Annotated in this window: 25 protein-coding genes; 7 read left to right on the top strand and 18 right to left on the bottom strand. The window is 44.2% G+C overall.

Annotated elements, in window-relative coordinates:
- The first annotated feature begins 141 nt into the window (after positions 1-141).
- Complete coding sequence (gene asnA / locus J7I80_RS20425) at positions 142-1,146, top strand: aspartate--ammonia ligase (RefSeq protein ID WP_251027886.1); 1,005 nt, start codon at positions 142-144, stop codon at positions 1,144-1,146.
- 128 nt (positions 1,147-1,274) lie between these two features.
- Here the strand turns inward: asnA and sdaAA are convergent, their stop codons facing one another.
- From sdaAA to J7I80_RS20400, 5 genes are all read right to left on the bottom strand, one after another.
- Positions 1,275-2,180: an L-serine ammonia-lyase, iron-sulfur-dependent, subunit alpha gene (gene sdaAA, locus J7I80_RS20420; protein WP_214740819.1), complete on the bottom strand. Its 906-nt coding sequence runs from the start codon at positions 2,178-2,180 to the stop codon at positions 1,275-1,277.
- 27 nt (positions 2,181-2,207) lie between these two features.
- A complete protein-coding gene (gene sdaAB, locus J7I80_RS20415; protein ID WP_214740817.1) occupies positions 2,208-2,873 on the bottom strand; it encodes an L-serine ammonia-lyase, iron-sulfur-dependent subunit beta in 666 nt (221 codons plus the stop codon).
- Between the two features lie 153 nt (positions 2,874-3,026).
- On the bottom strand, positions 3,027-4,052 hold the full coding sequence (locus J7I80_RS20410) for a GGDEF domain-containing protein (RefSeq protein ID WP_214740815.1): 1,026 nt from the start codon (positions 4,050-4,052) through the stop codon (positions 3,027-3,029).
- A gap of 277 nt (positions 4,053-4,329) precedes the next feature.
- Positions 4,330-5,334 carry an anti-sigma factor gene (locus J7I80_RS20405; RefSeq protein ID WP_214740813.1) on the bottom strand — a complete coding sequence of 335 codons (1,005 nt, stop codon included), beginning with the start codon at positions 5,332-5,334 and terminating at the stop codon, positions 4,330-4,332.
- Positions 5,288-5,860 (bottom strand): sigma-70 family RNA polymerase sigma factor, encoded by a 573-nt coding sequence (locus tag J7I80_RS20400; RefSeq protein ID WP_214740811.1) that lies wholly within the window; start codon positions 5,858-5,860, stop codon positions 5,288-5,290. Before J7I80_RS20400 ends, J7I80_RS20405 begins: the two co-directional genes overlap by 47 nt.
- Before the next feature lie 182 nt (positions 5,861-6,042).
- Here J7I80_RS20400 and J7I80_RS20395 point away from each other — a divergent pair, with 182 nt between their 5' ends.
- Together J7I80_RS20395 and J7I80_RS20390 are read left to right on the top strand one after the other, a co-directional pair.
- Positions 6,043-6,387: an ASCH domain-containing protein gene (locus J7I80_RS20395; RefSeq protein WP_214740809.1), complete on the top strand. Its 345-nt coding sequence runs from the start codon at positions 6,043-6,045 to the stop codon at positions 6,385-6,387.
- Between the two features lie 3 nt (positions 6,388-6,390).
- Positions 6,391-6,831, top strand: a complete 441-nt coding sequence (locus tag J7I80_RS20390; RefSeq protein ID WP_214740807.1) for a hypothetical protein — start codon at positions 6,391-6,393, stop codon at positions 6,829-6,831.
- Between the two features lie 369 nt (positions 6,832-7,200).
- Here J7I80_RS20390 and J7I80_RS20385 read toward each other — a convergent pair whose 3' ends face one another.
- From J7I80_RS20385 to J7I80_RS20345, 9 genes are all read right to left on the bottom strand, one after another.
- The gene (locus J7I80_RS20385; RefSeq protein ID WP_214740805.1) at positions 7,201-7,662 is read right to left on the bottom strand and encodes an SRPBCC family protein; all 462 of its coding nucleotides are present in this window, start codon (positions 7,660-7,662) and stop codon (positions 7,201-7,203) included.
- Positions 7,655-8,005, bottom strand: a complete 351-nt coding sequence (locus J7I80_RS20380) for a MerR family DNA-binding transcriptional regulator (protein ID WP_214740803.1) — start codon at positions 8,003-8,005, stop codon at positions 7,655-7,657. The genes J7I80_RS20385 and J7I80_RS20380 overlap by 8 nt, the downstream gene beginning before the upstream one ends.
- Before the next feature lie 363 nt (positions 8,006-8,368).
- Positions 8,369-8,797, bottom strand: a complete 429-nt coding sequence (locus J7I80_RS20375; protein ID WP_214740801.1) for a protein-tyrosine phosphatase family protein — start codon at positions 8,795-8,797, stop codon at positions 8,369-8,371.
- 57 nt (positions 8,798-8,854) lie between these two features.
- Positions 8,855-9,274, bottom strand: coding sequence for an arsenate reductase (thioredoxin) (arsC, locus tag J7I80_RS20370; protein WP_214740799.1), 420 nt, complete (start codon positions 9,272-9,274; stop codon positions 8,855-8,857).
- Positions 9,275-9,292: 18 nt separating this feature from the next.
- Positions 9,293-10,588 carry an arsenic transporter gene (locus J7I80_RS20365; protein ID WP_214740797.1) on the bottom strand — a complete coding sequence of 432 codons (1,296 nt, stop codon included), beginning with the start codon at positions 10,586-10,588 and terminating at the stop codon, positions 9,293-9,295.
- A 15-nt stretch (positions 10,589-10,603) separates the two neighbouring features.
- Positions 10,604-10,948, bottom strand: coding sequence for an ArsR/SmtB family transcription factor (locus J7I80_RS20360; protein ID WP_214740795.1), 345 nt, complete (start codon positions 10,946-10,948; stop codon positions 10,604-10,606).
- Positions 10,949-11,135: 187 nt separating this feature from the next.
- The gene (locus J7I80_RS20355) at positions 11,136-11,366 is read right to left on the bottom strand and encodes a thioredoxin family protein (RefSeq protein ID WP_214740793.1); all 231 of its coding nucleotides are present in this window, start codon (positions 11,364-11,366) and stop codon (positions 11,136-11,138) included.
- A 19-nt stretch (positions 11,367-11,385) separates the two neighbouring features.
- Positions 11,386-12,387 carry a permease gene (locus tag J7I80_RS20350; RefSeq protein WP_214740791.1) on the bottom strand — a complete coding sequence of 334 codons (1,002 nt, stop codon included), beginning with the start codon at positions 12,385-12,387 and terminating at the stop codon, positions 11,386-11,388.
- Positions 12,380-12,751: an ArsR/SmtB family transcription factor gene (locus tag J7I80_RS20345; protein ID WP_251027885.1), complete on the bottom strand. Its 372-nt coding sequence runs from the start codon at positions 12,749-12,751 to the stop codon at positions 12,380-12,382. Before J7I80_RS20345 ends, J7I80_RS20350 begins: the two co-directional genes overlap by 8 nt.
- A gap of 204 nt (positions 12,752-12,955) precedes the next feature.
- On the opposite strand from J7I80_RS20345, the gene J7I80_RS20340 reads away from it, so the two are divergent.
- From J7I80_RS20340 to J7I80_RS23570, 4 genes are all read left to right on the top strand, one after another.
- The gene (locus J7I80_RS20340; protein WP_214740845.1) at positions 12,956-13,288 is read left to right on the top strand and encodes an ArsR/SmtB family transcription factor; all 333 of its coding nucleotides are present in this window, start codon (positions 12,956-12,958) and stop codon (positions 13,286-13,288) included.
- 74 nt (positions 13,289-13,362) lie between these two features.
- Positions 13,363-13,533 (top strand): hypothetical protein, encoded by a 171-nt coding sequence (locus J7I80_RS20335; RefSeq protein WP_214740789.1) that lies wholly within the window; start codon positions 13,363-13,365, stop codon positions 13,531-13,533.
- A gap of 26 nt (positions 13,534-13,559) precedes the next feature.
- A complete protein-coding gene (locus tag J7I80_RS20330) occupies positions 13,560-14,423 on the top strand; it encodes a permease (protein WP_214740787.1) in 864 nt (287 codons plus the stop codon).
- A 36-nt stretch (positions 14,424-14,459) separates the two neighbouring features.
- A complete protein-coding gene (locus tag J7I80_RS23570; RefSeq protein WP_285289163.1) occupies positions 14,460-14,591 on the top strand; it encodes a hypothetical protein in 132 nt (43 codons plus the stop codon).
- A gap of 232 nt (positions 14,592-14,823) precedes the next feature.
- Here J7I80_RS23570 and J7I80_RS20325 read toward each other — a convergent pair whose 3' ends face one another.
- The 4 genes from J7I80_RS20325 to J7I80_RS20310 all read right to left on the bottom strand — a co-directional run.
- Positions 14,824-16,044 carry a hemolysin family protein gene (locus tag J7I80_RS20325; RefSeq protein WP_251027884.1) on the bottom strand — a complete coding sequence of 407 codons (1,221 nt, stop codon included), beginning with the start codon at positions 16,042-16,044 and terminating at the stop codon, positions 14,824-14,826.
- A 166-nt stretch (positions 16,045-16,210) separates the two neighbouring features.
- A complete protein-coding gene (locus J7I80_RS20320; protein WP_214740782.1) occupies positions 16,211-16,762 on the bottom strand; it encodes an undecaprenyl-diphosphatase in 552 nt (183 codons plus the stop codon).
- Between the two features lie 97 nt (positions 16,763-16,859).
- The gene (locus J7I80_RS20315; RefSeq protein WP_214740780.1) at positions 16,860-17,360 is read right to left on the bottom strand and encodes a flavodoxin domain-containing protein; all 501 of its coding nucleotides are present in this window, start codon (positions 17,358-17,360) and stop codon (positions 16,860-16,862) included.
- Between the two features lie 310 nt (positions 17,361-17,670).
- Positions 17,671-17,949 (bottom strand): hypothetical protein (locus J7I80_RS20310; protein WP_214740778.1); only part of this gene is annotated, 279 nt, incomplete at its 5' end.

Genomic DNA, 17,949 nt, shown 5'->3' with positions numbered 1-17,949 from the left:
TACTAAACCTGTCGACTTCTGTTGTCGCTTTTCGTTTTTGAAGTAGGACAGTAGCAACTTTCGCTTCCTTCTGTCATAAAGTAAATGGATGTTTGCGTAAATACACTAAAGTGCTAAATGAATCTGGAGGGATGAGGACAATTGAGCCGTGCTGCTTTAAAGTATCATTCAATATTGGATTTGAGGGAAACCGAGATAGCGATTAAGAAAACGAAGGATTTTTTTGAGAATCACCTTGCAGAAACATTGGAGCTGACAAGGGTTTCGGCACCAATTTTCATCAGGAGCGGCAAGGGGATCAATGATGACCTGGCTGGGAATGAACGGGTGATTTCCTTTGATGCACCTGGTGTTGAAAACGATGTAATGGAAATTGTTCAATCCCTTGCCAAGTGGAAAAGGATGGCGTTGAAGCGCTATGGATTTACTCAGGGGGAAGGACTTTATACCGACATGAATGCAATTCGGCGCGACGAAACTCTCAGCCATCTGCACTCCCTTTATGTGGATCAGTGGGACTGGGAGAAGGTGATTTCCCGAAAGCAGCGGAATGCGCAGGTGCTGAGGGCAACAGTTGAAAAAATTTATGAGGTGATGAAAAAAACGGAAAGTTTCCTGGCAAATCTCTATCCATCCCTCGGAACAATCCTGCCGGAAAAAATAAGCTTTATTTCTTCACAGCAACTGGAGGATCTATATCCCGAGCTATCTCCAAAGGAACGGGAAGATAAAATTGCAGAAAGGGTTGGAGCTGTTTTTATTACTCAAATCGGCCATGAACTCCGGTCTGGGGTGAAGCATGATGTCCGCTCACCTGATTATGATGACTGGAATCTAAACGGCGATCTACTGCTTTGGTACCCGCCATTAGGCCGGGCAATTGAAATGACTTCAATGGGGATCAGGGTCGATGAGAAAAGTCTTCTGGAACAATTGAAGCTTGCCGGCCAGGAGCAACGAACTCAATTGGAGTATCATCAGGCATTATTGAACAAAGAGCTGCCATATACCATCGGCGGCGGCATCGGCCAATCGCGGCTATGTATGTTCCTGCTACGGAAAATCCATATCGGTGAGGTCCAGGTTTCCGTCTGGGATGAGGAAACCTTAGAGGAGTGCAGGAAGCGGAATATTCAATTATTATAAGAAAAAGTAAAAGCCACCATCAATGACTGCTCTTAAATTGTTAGACATAAAACTAACAATTAAGTCGCAATTCACAAGGGTGGCTTTTCGTCTTATTTCTGAATCAATATATCTCCAAGTTTTTCATCTTATTTCTGAATCAAGTAATCTACCAGCTTCGTCTTTGGCTTCCCAAAGATTTCTTCTTCCAACCGGCGGCCTGTTGGTGTCGCTGCAAGTCCGCCTTCTGCTGTTTCCCTAAGCGCCGATGGCATTGTCTGGCCGATGGCGTACATCGCGCCGATGACTTCGTCGCATGGGATACGGCTTGTGATGCCTGCCAGTGCCATATCGGCAGCAGTGATGGCGTTTGAAGCACCCATCGCGTTTCTTTTTACACATGGAACTTCGACTAGTCCAGCAACAGGGTCGCAGACTAATCCAAGCATATTTTTTAGCGTGATCGCAAAAGCATCAGATGACTGCTGTGGAGTTCCGCCAGCCATTTCCACGATGGCAGCCGCAGCCATTCCGGCAGCTGATCCGACTTCTGCCTGGCATCCGCCTGCTGCGCCGGAAATCGATGCGTTATTGGCAACGACGAAACCGAAAGCAGCTGTCGTGAACAGATACTCGATCATTTCCATGCGTGTCGGGTTCAACTTTTCCTTTACGGCAAAAAGTGTTCCCGGAACGACGCCTGCTGATCCTGCAGTCGGTGTCGCACAAATGATGCCCATTGCGGCGTTCACTTCATTCGTGGCAACCGCTTTGCTGACAGCATCTAATAATAGATTGCCAGCCAGGGATTTACCGCTGTCAATGTATTTTTGCAACAGGACTGCATCCCCGCCTGTAAGGCCGGTCTGGGACTTGACGCCATTCAATCCTCTCTCTACAGCGCGTTCCATAACCTGCAGATTGTTGTCCATTTGGGCAATGATTTCCTCGCGGGAACGGCCTGAAACTTCTATTTCCTGCCGAATCATGATTTCGGCGATTTTCACCTGATTTTTTTCAGCTAATTCAACAAGCTCCGCAACATTACGAAACATGGCTAGCCCTCCTGATGTAACTCATATTTAGTCAACGAGACGGATGACCTGGTCAACGCCATCAAGGGCAGTTAACTCCGTATAAACTCCGTCTTCGAGTTTGTGGTCCATTTCGATGACCATGACTGCAATGTCTCCCTTGTCTTTGCGGGAGACCTCCATATGGCCGATGTTGATTTGATGCTTTGATAAAACGGTCGTCACGGATGAAATCAGCCCGAATCGGTCATGATGGACGACGAGGATGGCCGGGTTGGCGCCGGACAACTTGAGTTTGAACGAATTGATCTCGGTGATCTCAATCGTTCCGCCGCCGATAGAAATTCCGACGATTTCAAGCTCCTTGCCCTGTCCATCATACAAATTTATTTTTACTGTATTCGGATGCTCCATAACCGCATCCTCTGTAATGAATTCAACTTCGAGCCCGGATTGCTCCGCGATTTTCAAAGCGTCTGGTATTCTCTCATCAAATGTATCAAAGTCCAGGATCCCGGCAACAAGCGCCAGGTCGGTTCCATGTCCTTTATAAGTTTTAGCAAAAGAGCCGTACAGTGAGATGACGGCCTTCGTCGGCTGCTTTTCGAACAATGTGCGCGCCACACGGCCAATCCTTGCAGCGCCGGCTGTATGCGAACTCGATGGCCCGATCATCACCGGACCTATAATATCAAATGCAGAACGATATTTCATGGTGCACTGCTCCTTTACCAATCTATTGAAAGCGATTTCATATATTAATACTATGCAAGATTTCTAACCATTGTTATCTTACCACATTCTATATAGAGTTTAATCATAAATTTACTGGAAGTTAAGAAAAACCACCCCGAGCAATCAGGATGGCTAATTCACACTGACTCTATTCCTGCCGCTGTTTTTTGATCGATACAATGCTTCATCGGCACGGTTCAGCAGCGAGTCAATATTGTCAGTCTGACGATAATCCGTGACTCCGAAGCTTGCGGTTAGACTGCCCGCACCTTTAAAGCAGTGGTTCTCGACCATCTTGCGAAAATGCTCAGCTTTTTCATACGCTTGTCCACCTGCACTACTGGTGATCAGCATGAATTCTTCCCCGCCCCAGCGGCCAAAACGGTCATTATCCGTCAAATTGCCAGAGACAATTGCTGACAGCTCCTTCAAAACACAGTCACCGATTTTGTGACCAAAAACATCATTTACCTTTTTAAAATGGTCGATATCAAAAAAGATAATCGAAAACGGATTGCCCTCTTTTTCAGCAGCCTCGAGCCTTTCCTCCAGCCAGATATCAATCTGGTGCCGATTGGCCACCCGGGTCAGGGAATCGAGATAGGCGTACTTTTTAAGCAAATCTCTTTCTGTAAAAGCACGGAACATATTTTGCGCATAGTAGAGAACCAGTATATAGACGATATTCGCCGCATGGAACTGCGTGAGCGAATCGATTGATTCGGAGGTCATCTTCCCGCTGTAATTCACTCCGATTGCCAGTGTTACCATGAAAATAAAAATTGAATAATACAATCCCTTTTTAATGCCGATCGCTAAAAAGAAGAACATAATGATGAGCGGCATCCAGACAATGAAATCCCCCAATGACCCGCCTTTTTCCGCAAGATCATTAGCAACGACATCAAACATCGTGGTGATATGATACACGCTCACCAAAAAGAGAGTGACATATTCCGCTATGCGAATTCCACGATTTGTATATGCTATAACCCAGCTGATAGAAAACCAGACAATCAGCGTTGTATTGATGATTGTATCAAACTGGCTGTTATTATTTAAAAAACTATTGATGACCAGGGCAACCGTAATAATCGGGAGCATCCACATGTACACGCTTCGTTTAAGTTCCTCAATCGTTTCAAAGTTATTAAACATCTTTCTCATCTCCCCAGCTATAAGACATCGGCAAATCCATATTGCTCGCTTCGCCTTATTCAGAAGCCCCTCGGTTCAAGATTTTTTCTCGAAAGTAATTATTTTGAATTTGAAATAAATGTCTGTGGAAGGCGGCGTCACAGCGTAAAACAGCGGTCCACCCTATACTTCCATTGTACTAGAAAACTCTATTTTAGTATATTTCCAATAGCAAAAGAAGAAGCAAAAGTCCCAGAAAAGACCTTGCTTCTTCATAAAATTTTATGCTGATTCAACTTTACTCCTCAGACCAGTTCCAGTAAGACATATCCCCGAGGCTGGCACCCTGGATTTGTTCGTTTTCCTTCAGCTTCAGCAACTCTTTTACCGGCCCGGTCACAACAGCACCGTAGACCTGGAATCCTTCCTTTATAAGGTAATCGTAGCGCTCATCAAGATGGGAGAGGCCAAGGAAATTCTCCCGGTAGCTGTTTGATTCATTTTCGAGCAAATTTTTCATTTGCCTTAGCATCAATTTCTTATTTAAATCAGTGAATTTTTCCTCAATGCCATACTTGCTCTGCGAATTGTAGCCATCATTCGCTTCACGCCCGCCTGTAAAACCAATCGGTTCAACCGAAAATGTATTTCCTCCGCCACTCCAGCTTCCAGGCTCAAATCCCTTCATCTCTCCTGTATACAGAGGCATCCACAACACATCGAGGTCATATGGCTTCAAAAATTCCAGCATTTCCTCAGGTGTCATATACGATTTCGTTGAAAAGGAAAGCTCGGCAACCGTGCCCTCGTGGACCTTATCCAGTTTCGTCCAGACCGATGGATCTTCGTACGCTTCCAGCCTGTTGCCTGTCTTTGGATGTTCCGGCAGGTAAAAGGTGTATTCTTGCTCGTTTTTAGGCTTTAGGTATTCCGTCTGATTCGTTGAATACATTGGAACCAACCGTTTGGCTAACTGTTTTGTGCCTATAAGTTCCGGCTCTTTCCCAATCATCTTGTAGACTGGATAGGAAATTTTTTGCGTAAAGAAAGGTGTGATTTCTGCTGAATCGATGCTGCCGAAGTCCTCCTGCACATTCGGCTGCGTCCAGTCCATCGCCACCCGGCTGTAAAAAAGATGTTTCTTATCCAGCCCCAGGGCGTCATAGCTGATTGAAACAATCAACATATACAGCCAGAGGAAAAACAGCGTGGCCAGAATCACCCTGATGACCTTCACCGTCAATGCAAATCGATATTTAAAAAGGATTTTCTTTTCCTTGTCTTTTGTCCATTCCATGTTCATCGTCCTTCCATCCTTGTTTTTCCGCCAATTGCGCAAGTCTTTTTCGCGCCCGGTGAAGCGAGACCTTGACCTGGCTCTCCGTCAGCTCGAGCGCTTCTTGTATTTCCTGATAGCTGAACATCTCGACCTCACGCAAATACAGGATCGACCGGTACTGCTCCGGCAAAAAGGTCATCAGCTGCTCCAGATCATCAGAAGTCTCGGACTGTATGGCCTCGTCCTCCGGTAGCCCATATGGACTCGCCATCTCATCCTTCGAAAACAAATAATCCGCAAACGGAACCCATTTTCTCCGCTGTCGCCGGCGCCATTCATCCAGATAGGCATTGCGGGCCACCTTGAACAGCCAGGCCCTCACATCCTCATTCTGGTAAAAGGAAAGAGAAATCGTTGCCCGCACAAAGGTTTCCTGCGTCAAATCCTCGGCCAGCTGATGCGACCCCGAAAGCTTCAGCAAAAAATAATACAGGGGCTTTGTGTACTTCCTATACAAATTTTCGAGTTCATTCCTTCTGCCTTCGTCCATACAAATGCCCCTCATTTTTAAAATCTCGATACTAAAACGATGAACTATGTAAAATGTTACACTCAATATCAGTAGTTTTGTTAAAAAGTTTCAATAACACTATTTTCACGTTGAATGCCTTGGCTTTCTCTTTTCGAAGTATGGTACATTATTATAGGAACTAAAGGAAGGGAGTTTTTTTAATGAATGAACAGAACAATGCTTTGCCGCCAAAAACATGTGAGATTGAGCGTCTGATCACAATGGAAGACGATATCAATAAGGTACTTGAAGGCAAGAAAACAGCGACTCGTCGTAACGGCCGCTATGCCGATGTAGGTGAAATCATGGAGTTAAATGGAAAGAAATTCGTTGTGGACAATGTCTACTCACAATCTCTTGGTGAATTGACAGACGCAGATGCACAGCGTGAAGGTTTTGAAAATGTCGAGGAATACAAGCAGTCAATCCTGTCTTACCACCCGGGAATGCCTTGGCTTCCGCAGATGCGCGTTTGGGTACACGAATTCAGCCCTGTTGCAGAATAAGAAATGGACTTAGCATACCGAGCGATTATTTATCTTCACGTCGCAAGCGTGATTATGTCGATTGGCCCATTCTTCATTTTGATGCCAATTGTAAAAAAACTGCCTGATGCAGTGGGGAAAGAACTGGAGGCTTATTTGGCTACATTGAAATCAGCTGTCCGGCTGTCAAAGCACGCCGGCCATGTACTGATTGGTACAGGAGTGCTGCTCGTCATCCTCGGGCCATGGACATGGAAAACACCGTGGATCATCGCAACTCTGGCCTTGCTGTTTGCTTCGCTCTTTTTCCTCGCAAGGGCATTCTCGCCAACGCTTCGGAAATTTGCCGAAGAAGGCGCGAACAAAATAGAACTCTCCGCAAAGCTGAAGCGCACCATCTGGACCTACATTTTTCTTTTGATGTCCATGCTCTGGTTCATGGTCGTGAAGCCGAATTTGTGGTGAAGAAACGTAAGCCCGGGCCGTGGTGCCCGGGCTTTTAAAATTGGCGGAATGAACAACTTGATCGATATAATTCTAAATGTGGTTGATATATTTAAAAATCCGCTGATATATTCGAAAATGTGGTCGATATAATTCAAAATCCGCCGATATATTCGAAAATGTGGTCGATATATTTAGAGGTTTCGCCAATAAGATGATAAATGTGGCTTATAGATGCCAAAATAACTTAAAAAAATTGCCTTCCATAAAGCGAAAAGGGAACTTTTCTTACAAGTTCCTTCGCTGCTCACCCCATTTCTCCTTATTCATGCCAATATTGAGCAGGTTTTTTCCATAAAAAAACTGCCATCCCAAAATGGCAGCCTCCCCTCATTTCTTCGCTTCCTTCAATGCTTCCTTTTCCACTGTATCCATAAAATCAGTAACAACTTTTTTGTTGTTCTTTTCACCGCCCAATTTTAACAATGTCTTGCCAAGGAAGTTCAGCCCAGTATTCTGACCTTGATAAATGAATCTAGTTTGATCCTCACCGACCTTGACCAGCGTGAACGCAGCTTCGACCTGAAATGCTTTAGCTAGCGTGAATCCGATTTTATTGTGTTTTTTATCAGGAGTGTTTTCGTACTCAAGGTCTTCTACGATATACGTTTCGATCCGCTTGCCTTCTTTATATTTCTGCTCGTACTTCGTGCCGACGACTCCTTCTTTCTTTTCAATCACCTTGTTCTCTACCACGTTCGGCATGATTCGCTGGATGTTCTCAAGCTGAAATAATGTCCAGATTGTCTCGATATTGACCGGAATGTTCCGCTCTTCATTCCATTTAATCATCTTCTGCACCCTCCATCCCAAATTCGAAGAAATCATCCATTTCTTCAATGAGTTTATTCAGTTTCTGCACTTGCTCGACGAGTCCCTGTCTCTTTTTCAATAATATTTGTTCTAGATTTTCAAACGATTCATCGTTCACTACGGTCAGCATTTCCTGGATGGTAAAATTGAACCGTCTCAGATGCACCAATAGCAGCGCAACCAAATAGGAACCATTGTCATAATAGCGGTACTTATTATTCGGGTCGATGAACACGGGCTCGAGTAGCTTGATCTCCGCATAATACCTGAGCGTCTCCTTGCTTAGCCCCGTCATTTTGGAAAATTCGCTTACCTTGTACATTTCGGCCCCCTTATAGAATCATCTTAAACTATGTAGTGCACCACATAGTCAATTATTTTCGTGAATATAGAAAAACAGCCACCAAAATAGCGGCTGCTTAGCAGAAGTCTCTCTTGCTTTTTGTTAAAATAAATTCGTTATGAAAGTCTATCGTCAAACCTTTCACTTCATATTCAATCGAAGGGTCAACAGCGACCGTGATGCCATTGACCAGCATGATCTCGTCATCTTCATCCGGCTCATCCAGAGCCAGTCCAATTTTGGAGCTCCTTCAGCTGATGCCGGCGAAATATAGACGAATTCCCGGAGCCTCTTTCTCTCCCAGCAGTTTCGTAATGCGTTCGCGTGCTTTGTCAGTTATCTTCATTTTTTCTCAGGAAAAATTCTTTCTAGAGATGTGATCAATTTGGAGTCGAGATTCAGTACATCACGGACTTCCCGTGCTTTTGCCTTTGCTTCGTCGATGCTGCCAGCTTCATTCAGCTTCAGCAAAGTACCTGCTGCCAGCGTACCTGTCCGGGTTCTGCCCGTGGAGCAGTGGAAATAGATGTTTTTTCCGGCATCATAGGCTCTCTCCACTTCCTCAAGCGCCTTCTGAACCGACTCATCTTGCTGGGAGTCATCATCATACATTGGCAGGTGTGTGCGTGGATATTCATACGCGCCTTCCTTATTTTCCGCGCGCAAATCATAAACCATATCGATTTTTTCATTTTCAAGCAGTTCGGGGATCGCATCTGCGCCGCCGATAAAAATCCTGCCTGGAATTAAAGCCTGGTAGTTCTTGCTCATGCTTTACTCCTCCTTTTAAAAAGGCCAAGAGTTTCCCCTTGGCACATTATTTTTATCTTATTTCCCTGTTTCAGCAAACGTCTTAATACGATCGCTGATCTGGTCGCGGACCCGCTGGAAGACTGCCCACTTTTCCTCATCCGTTCCTTCAGCCTTTGCTGGATCGTCAAAGCCCCAGTGCTCGCGTCTTACATGTGGAGGTGTTACCGGGCAATGCTCATCCGCATGGCCGCATAGAGTTACAACTAGGTCTGCATTATTCAGGATTTCCGGGTCGATTACATCTGAGGTATGGTTCGTGATATCGATATCCACTTCCTTCATTGCTTTTACAGCGTTAGGATTCAAACCGTGCGCTTCAAGACCGGCACTCTTCACTTCCCACTCGTCGCCCAAGTATTTTTTTGCCCATCCTTCAGCCATCTGGCTTCTGCAAGAGTTTCCAGTACATAAGAAGTAGATTGTTTTTTTAGCCATAGTGATTCGCTCCCTTGTTTAAATAATGAGTAACCAAATATATAGACCTACCAAAGTGATGAACAGAGTAGGAATGGTTAAAATGATTCCAGTTTTAAAATAAGTGCCCCATGAAATCTTGACGCCTTTCAATGAGAGGACGTGCAGCCACAATAATGTTGCCAGTGATCCGATCGGGGTAATTTTCGGCCCTAAGTCAGACCCGATGACATTCGCATAGATCAGTGTTTCGCGGATGACTCCTGTTGTGTTAGTATCCGCAATCGCCAGTGCGTCAATCATGACAGTTGGCATATTGTTCATGATCGAAGAAAGAATTGCCGCGATGAAACCCATGCTGATCGTTGCGACAAACAAGCCCTGGTCAGCCGCAGCTTGGATGACGTCGGCCAGGATGTTTGTCAACCCTGCGTTACGAAGTCCATAAACCACAACATACATACCAATTGAGAAGAAGACGATTGCCCATGGTGCCCCTTTTACGACGTTGGCCGTATGGACAGCCGGGCTCCTTCTTGCCATCATCAAGAAGAAAATCGCGACAATACCAGCAATGAAAGATACCGGGATTCCCAGGAATTCACTTGCAAAGTAGCCAACAAGCAGCACTCCCAACACAATCCACGATAAGCGGAACATCTTTTCATCCTTTATCGCTTCAACAGGCTTTTTCAAATCGGACATCTCGTAATTTTTCGGGATGCTGTTTCTGAAAAATAAATACAATACCAAAATACTTGCACCCAGTGAGAAGAAGTTCGGCACAATCATGCGGGATGCATATTCGACGAATCCAATATCAAAGAAGTCAGCAGAGACGATATTGACGAGGTTGCTGACAACCAGCGGCAATGACGTCGTATCGGCAATGAACCCGCTCGCGATGATAAAAGGAAAGACCATTTTTTCTTCGAATTTCAGGTTACGCACCATCGCCAAAACGATTGGCGTTAAAATCAGTGCGGCGCCATCATTTGCAAACAACGCAGCAACAGCTGCACCAAGCAGGGTCACGTACACGAACATCTTTACTCCGTTACCCTTTGCGGCCCTTGCCATATGTAAGGCAGACCATTCAAAAAATCCAATCTCATCTAAGATAAGTGAAATAATAATGATAGCAATAAACGCGAGTGTTGCGTTCCAGACGATTCCGGTAACATCGATGACGTCCTGGAAGTCAACAACTCCAAAAATCAATGCTAAAATCGCTCCACCAACCGCTGACCAGCCAATCCCCAATCCCTTCGGCTGCCAGATGACCAATGTCAGCGTCACGAGGAAAATCAGTGAAGCTATAATCGGTAATGACAAATCCACACACCTCCATTAATCACAGGAAATTCGCTTTCCCTGCTTTTCAAGTTCTGTTAATTTTTCTTCCTGGCTTGGAAGTGCATCCATGAGCAATTGTACAAAATCGAAATGCTCATTTTGCCGGTTCAGCGAGTAAAAAATCCACTGCCCTCTCCTGCTTTCTTTTACCAGTCCTGCGTCCTTCAGCTTGCGGATATGCTGACTGATCGCCGGCTGGCTGGCATCGAATATAGCTACAAACTCACAAACACAGCAATCATGATCAGCGAGAATCCTCATCATCTTCAAACGCGTCTTGTCCCCAAGCAGCTTAAATATCCCTGCAGCCTGATCCATCTCAATACTTTGCTTAATCAATTACTCTCCACCTCCAATTACCGTATTATCATATAATGATTTGCTTATATGTTCAAGTTGATCATATGTAAAAATTATTAAGACTTTGTAAAGGTGTCTTTGTCCTTATTGTAAGCAGTTGATCCAGAATTTATTTTATCCAAAAAAAACGCCCGGGACTAATCCTTGGCGTCATTGTTAAACGATATTAAACCAACATGCCTTTCAGTTCTTTCACAGTTAACAGCTTACCTGTGGAAACCACCTTTTCGTCGATGACAAGTGCAGGGGTGCTCATTACTTTGTACTTCATGATTTCCTTGATATCTTCAACCTTTTCTACCACTGCGTCGAACTGTAATTCTTCTACCGCCAGGCGTGTGTTTTTTTCAAGCTCCTGGCATTTTTTGCAGCCTGTACCTAGTATTTTGATATTCATTTTCATTTCCTCCTCATAATTATAGAATTGCATTGAACCCATAGCCAATCAAGATGATACCTGTGGCGACAACGCCGACGAATACAGCTATCAGTTTTGGTTTGATTACCTTCCTAAGCAAAATCATTTCCGGCAGGGACAGGGCGGTGATGGCCATCATGAATGCCAGCGCAGTACCTGCTCCTACGCCTTTGTTCAATAATGCTTCGACAATCGGCAGGGAACCGACAGCATTAGAATAAAGCGGCACGCCAAGTATCGTCGCAATCGGCACCGCGAAGAAATTGCCTTCTCCGGCATATTTGACAAGCAAATCTTGCGGAGCATATCCATGGATAAACGCCCCGATGCCAATTCCGATCAGAAGGTATAGCCAGATTTTCTGTACCGTCTCCACTACATTCCGGGCAGCGAAAGTCGTTCTTTCCTTAAGCTCTTCCCAAGTGAATACGGATTTGATTTTTTCAGTAAGCGTTCTGGAGTCTCCCTCAGGCAAAGAAATTCGTTCCTGGCCAGCTGCAATTTCATAGACATATGACTCCACATGCTTTTCCATTTTCAACTTCCCGATGATGGCCCCAGCGACAATCGCCAGAGTCATTCCGGCAAGGACATAGATTAACGCTACTTTCCAGCCAAAAATAGAAAACAGCATGACCAATGAGATTTCATTGACGATCGGCGATGAAATCAGGAACGTAAATGTGATACCCAATGGAATTCCAGCCTCGACAAAGCCGATGAATAAAGGTACCGTTGAGCAGGAGCAGAACGGGGATAAGACACCCAGGACAGCTGCCATCACACTAGCAACTCCCTTCCTTCTGCCCTCGAGCCATTCCTTGACTTTTTCCGGCGGGAAAAAGCTCCTGATGAATGAAATCGTGAAAATCATCACCGCGAGCAAGAACAAGATTTTGGTCGTGTCGTAGATGAAAAAATGCAATGCCCCGCCAAGTCTGGAGGACAGCTCCATGTTCATGACATCGACGACAAGCCAATTGGCCAGTTGATTAAACATTCGGATCGCCTTCTTTTATATACGGGATCAGAGGTGCCAGTTTTTCTTTATCCAATCTGTAGACAGTGAACTTACCTTCTCTTCTGGATTTGATGAGTTTACCCTTTTCCATGATCTTCAAATGGTGGCTGATTGTTGAGGATGCTCCCGACAGGCCATCGACGATCTCACACATGCATAGATCCTCGAACCATAACAAGGTCATGATTTTAAGTCGCGTCTCATCTCCGAGCGCTTTGAAAAAAGCTGCCTTGCTTTCAAGCTCTTCTGCATCATTCATAAGAGGAAATTCTTCCTTGGCTCCAGCAATGATTCCTTCCATGGAGTTTGACGATTTTATTTCCCATCCAGTTTTGCAACTCATTAACTGCACCTCCCACTAAAAGTATACAACTATTTTTCTAGTTTTGTAGTTTTATTTTTGACTTATTTATGACCTTTAAAAAAATAAATCAAAAATTTTTGATTTAACAGTTGCAAAATGGTTTTACAGGAAATATAATACAATATATCAAGAGATTTTGATTAAGGAGAGCTGAAAGTGGAAAAATTCATTCCTTTAACAGACCTGACAACTGATACCAAAGCAGCCAAGGAACCGCCGCTTCAAAGCACCTTTGAAAAATACGAAAAGAAATTCAAAGCCCTTGCCGACCAAAAACGCCTGCATATCCTCAATCTTCTTTGCCAGCAAGACTCCAGCTGCGTTTGCGATCTCAGTGAACTGATTGACATGCCCCAATCAAAATTGTCCTATCATTTGAAGATTTTGCTTGATGCCAATCTGATCCAAAAAGAAGCAAAGGGAACCTGGAGTTACTACACAGTAAACACCGAAGAAATCAACCATCTATTATCTCCAGAGCTTTGCTGCCTTTTCAGACCTAGCAACTGTTGTTAGGTTAACTTTTCAAAGTATTAATCAATTTTTTTTGATAAATAAATCAACATATTTTGATTAAGGAGAGGATATATATGTTTTATCAAGATTATCAAGCATTGGCACAGTTAAAACAGCAGGAAGTTGAAAGGAAAGCTAGACACGCCTGGAAGTTCTTTGAACAGCCGGAAACGAAGCAATTCCCTTTGTTTTCACGGAAACAAAAGCAGCAGCCTAAATGCTGCCCAGTTCCAGCTAACGCTTAAATAATAGAGGAAGAAGGTAGAGGAAAATGATTGAATTTCTAAAAAGCTTTTTATGGATCGCCCTTGAATTGACGGTGCTTTTTATCGGGATATCCTTCTTGATCAGCCTGCTCCAGGGATACATTCCATACGAAAAAATCGAAAAGAAACTGACAGGACGCAATAAGGTGCTTGCCAGCTTTGCCGCCATCCTGTTCGCGTTTATCACACCCTTTTGCTCCTGCTCCACGATTCCAGTAGTCGTCAATATGCTGAAAAAGAAAATCCCGTTTTCAATCGTCATGGTTTTCCTCTTCGCTTCTCCGGTGCTGGACCCAACAATTTTAACGATCATGGGGGTCGTGATGGGCTGGAAGGTAACGATCATTTACACAGTGATCACGAGTGTTTTCTCAGTCGTCATCGGTTTCGCACTCGATAAATTGGGATTCCAGCGGTACGTCAAAAATGTCATCATGTCTGGCTATGAAGAAAAGAATCAAAAGTTCAATTGGAAATTTGCTATAGAAGAAACATGGTCGCTTATGAAAAGTGTCTATCCTTACCTTATTATAGGTGCCGCAATCGGTGCCGTCATCCACGGACTTGTTCCAACTGAAATCATTACGAAATGGTTCGGGCATGATGCATGGTGGCTGATTCCCGTCGCAGCAATTGCAGGAATTCCATTATACATCCGACTCTCAAGCATGATCCCGATTTCACAAATGCTGATTTTAAAAGGAATGGCCCTTGGCCCTGTGATGGCGATGATGATCAGCTCAGCCGGCGCCAGTCTGCCTGAAGTCATCCTGTTAAAATCAATCTTTAAAAAGCAGCTGGTGATTGCCTTTATCGCATCAGTTGTGACGATGTCGACGATCTCTGGATTTGTGTTCTATTTCGTCTAATAAATCAAATTTTCTTGATGAAAGGAGGTGAAATCAATGGCTAACTTTATTAAAATCCTGATGGGCAGCAACTCAAAGTCTGATTGCTGCAACGTGGAAATCAAAGAAGTCCAGGACAAAGAAGAGAAAAACGAAGCTTGCTGCGGCGGTGATACTTCTTGCTGTTAATATTTTTACAATATTAGGAAGACGGCAAGATTATTGTTCTTTTTCGGGCAATTCCCGCGCTTTATCGAGAGATTATCACCCTTTTTCGGGAAATTATAGTGTACCTTCGGGAGAATAAGGCTCTTGATTAAGAGAATAAATTTTCCAGCACATCTTTATAGCATCTTATCATTCCAAAAACAACAAAAAAGGTGGAACCAGGCATCCAAACAGCCTGATTCCACCTTCATTTTTATTCTTCAACTTCAAGAACTGGCATGATTTCCACTTTAATATTACGGATACGATGATTTTCTACTTCCTTGACGATGATCCTCAGGTTTTCGTAAACAAATGAATCTCCGTTTACCGGAATACTCTCAAGAGTTTCAAAAATCCAGCCGCCGAGGTTGTGGTACGATGTATCCGGCATTGGCACATCGAATAATTCGGCAAAATCATCAAGATCAAAGGCTGCATCGAATTCATACGTGCTCTCATCAATCTTCGTCATGATGTTGACCTTTTCATCGTGCTCATCCCAAATCTCGCCGACAAGCTCTTCCAGGATGTCTTCAAGCGTAATCAAGCCGCTTGTTCCGCCGAATTCATCGACGACAATGGCCATATGGCTTTTCGTCCTTTGCAGCTCAGGCAAGAGAGTTGCGATTTTCATTGACTTCACGACAAACATCGGCTGACGCAGCATCTCGCGGACATTCACTTCTTTATTCTGAATCAATTCAGCGAAAAATTCACGTTCGGACAAGAATCCGATGACATTATCTATATTATCTTCATAAACCGGAATTCGCGAAAAACGTTCCTCAAGAAAAATCTGCTTGATTTCCTCAAGTGGCTGGTTTACTTCGATTGTAATCATATCCATTCGATGCGTTAAAATTTCGCCGACAAGAACATCGTTAAATTCCAGGGAACGGTGCACAAGCTCCCTCTCATCGTTGTTGATGACGCCCTCTTCTTCACTGATGTCCACCATCACCTTGATTTCTTCTTCGGTGACAGATGGCTGGGCTTCCCCATCCTTCGAGAACATCCTCGATACGGATGCCTTCAATTTACTGAACACGAAGTTGACCGGAGTCAGGATTTTAATCAGCAGCAGCAGAATGGCGGATATTTTCAACGAATACTCCTCTGCATTTTCCTTGGCCATCGATTTTGGCAGTATCTCGCCGAAAATCAGGATCAGCACCGTCATCCCAAAGGTGCTCACGAGGAGACCCGTGCTCGCGCCGAACAGGTCGACGGCTACCTTGGATGAAATACTCGCTGCGGCGATATTGACGATATTGTTTCCTACTAGAATCGTAGACAACGCATCATCGAAATTCTCGGAAATATGCAAAGCATTCTTGCTTCCAGCGCGGCCTTCGGACACATAATTCCGCAGCCTGATTCTATTGACGCTGGAAAAAGCGGTCTCTGCCGAAGAAAAGAAGGCAGATAACAAAATTAAAACACCTAATAAAATGACTAAACCTATGGGAACTTCCAAAAAAATTCACTCTCCGAAAAAATATTTGTCAGAATATATTTTACTGTTCTGGCGGTTATAAATCAAATACTCTATCTCCGCCTTGTTTATGTACGGTTTACCCAGCGCAAAGGTTTCATAATCAGAGATTTTTCATTTCCTTCCCTGTTAATTTATTCTTATTGAATAAATGGATAGTTGGAATCACGCGATAGCCAAGATAAGCGAATCCCGATCCGAGTAATGCACCTACGACGATGTCCGCCGGATAATGCACCCCGGCCCATATTCGTGAAAAACCAACCATTCCGGCGAGCAAGTTCCATAAATATGAATGCTTCCTTTTAAACAGCCAGAAGGTTACCGCCATCGTGAAAAAGATAATAGTATGGTCGCTTGGAAATGAATTGTTCACTTCCATCTCAATCAATTGATTAACATTGGGAAGCGTTGCAAAAGGCTGATGATTCGAGTGAAGCATGCCCGCAATTTTCCCGGCTATCTCTGCCATTAAAAGTGCTGCCACCCCACTCACCACCATCAATCGATTCCGTTGGTTTCGGCTGAACAAGTAAACAAGGACAGCCGCCGCCAAAAGATAAATCGCATTGTTGGCAATAAGGACGATGAACGGATTCAAGGCCTCGAACTCCTTTCCTGCGTCATTGATTATTCTGAAAAGCTCAATATTCATTTCGATAAAACACTCTCCCCCTGACAAATTAATTTGATTATACAATATTTTCCGCAGTCCAAAATAAAAAATCGAAGGCCAAGATAGCCTTCGATTTTCAGACAGGTAAATACTTATTGTTTGTATTGAAAGTCGCTGCGAATTCGTCGATTGAGTGCAGGTCAAGATGCGAAATTTCTTCTGTCGATCCGCTTACGCTTTTCGCAATGATTTTCTCGAAGAAATTCATCTTTGAAAAGATGAATTCACCTCCGAACAATCCTTTCGCGATAGCCGCTTCCCTGAGGCTTGGCGGGAATGCATTCTCAAACTGAGTGTATGCTTCCTGCCCTTCCCTCATGCAGCATAGAAACAAGCCGAGGTTTTTTCTTCGCAGCACGTCCTCATGCTCTTTCATGAATTTCTTGATTTTCCCCTGGATGCTGCCGGCATGGATCGATCCGCCGATCAACACAGAATCAAACAGCTCCAAATCTGAATGGAGCTTTGTCTTATCCAGATTGATGGCAATGACATCCCCTTCAATCCGCTTCCGTAAAAGATGTGCCGCTTTTGCTGTCGTACCATGTGTTGAGCAGTAAACAATCAAACTCTTCATCAGATCGCCCCCATCAGCCCTCTGGTATTCCAGACCACCGTGCATAGTCCATTTGGGTTCATTATAGCTTTAAGCTGAAGAAAAAGTGTGAGAGTTATATGGCAATTTTCTAACAATTTAATTGTTATAGACAAGGTATTTTCCGTATTACTTCAATACTGAATTCTAGGTTGGCTCATCTTGTGCCCGAAATTTTGGACCCTCTTCCTTTTCGGGCACATGTTGCCTCCTCTTGTGACCGAAATCGTGGATCCTCTTCCTTTTCGGGCACATGCTGGCTCGTCTTGTGACCGAAATCGTGGATCCTCTTTCATTTCGGGCACATGTTGCCTCCTCTTGTGACCGAAATCGTGGACCCTCTTCCTTTTCGGGCACATGTTGCCTTCTCTTGTGACCGAAATCGTGGATCCTCTTCCTTTTCGGGCACATGCTGGCTCGTCTTGTGACCGAAATCGTGGATCCTCTTTCTTTTCGGGCACATGTTGCCTCGTCTTGTGACCGAAATCGTGGATCCTCTTTCTTTTCGGGCACATGTTGCCTCCTCTTGTGACCGAAATCGTGGATCCTCTTCCTTTTCGGGCACATGTTG

Source organism: Bacillus sp. ISL-41 (genome assembly GCF_018613235.1).
Classification (GTDB): Bacteria; Bacillota; Bacilli; order Bacillales; family Cytobacillaceae; genus Mesobacillus.
The sequence above is the reverse complement of the archived record's forward strand: the minus strand, read 5'-3'. Positions and strand labels throughout refer to the sequence as shown.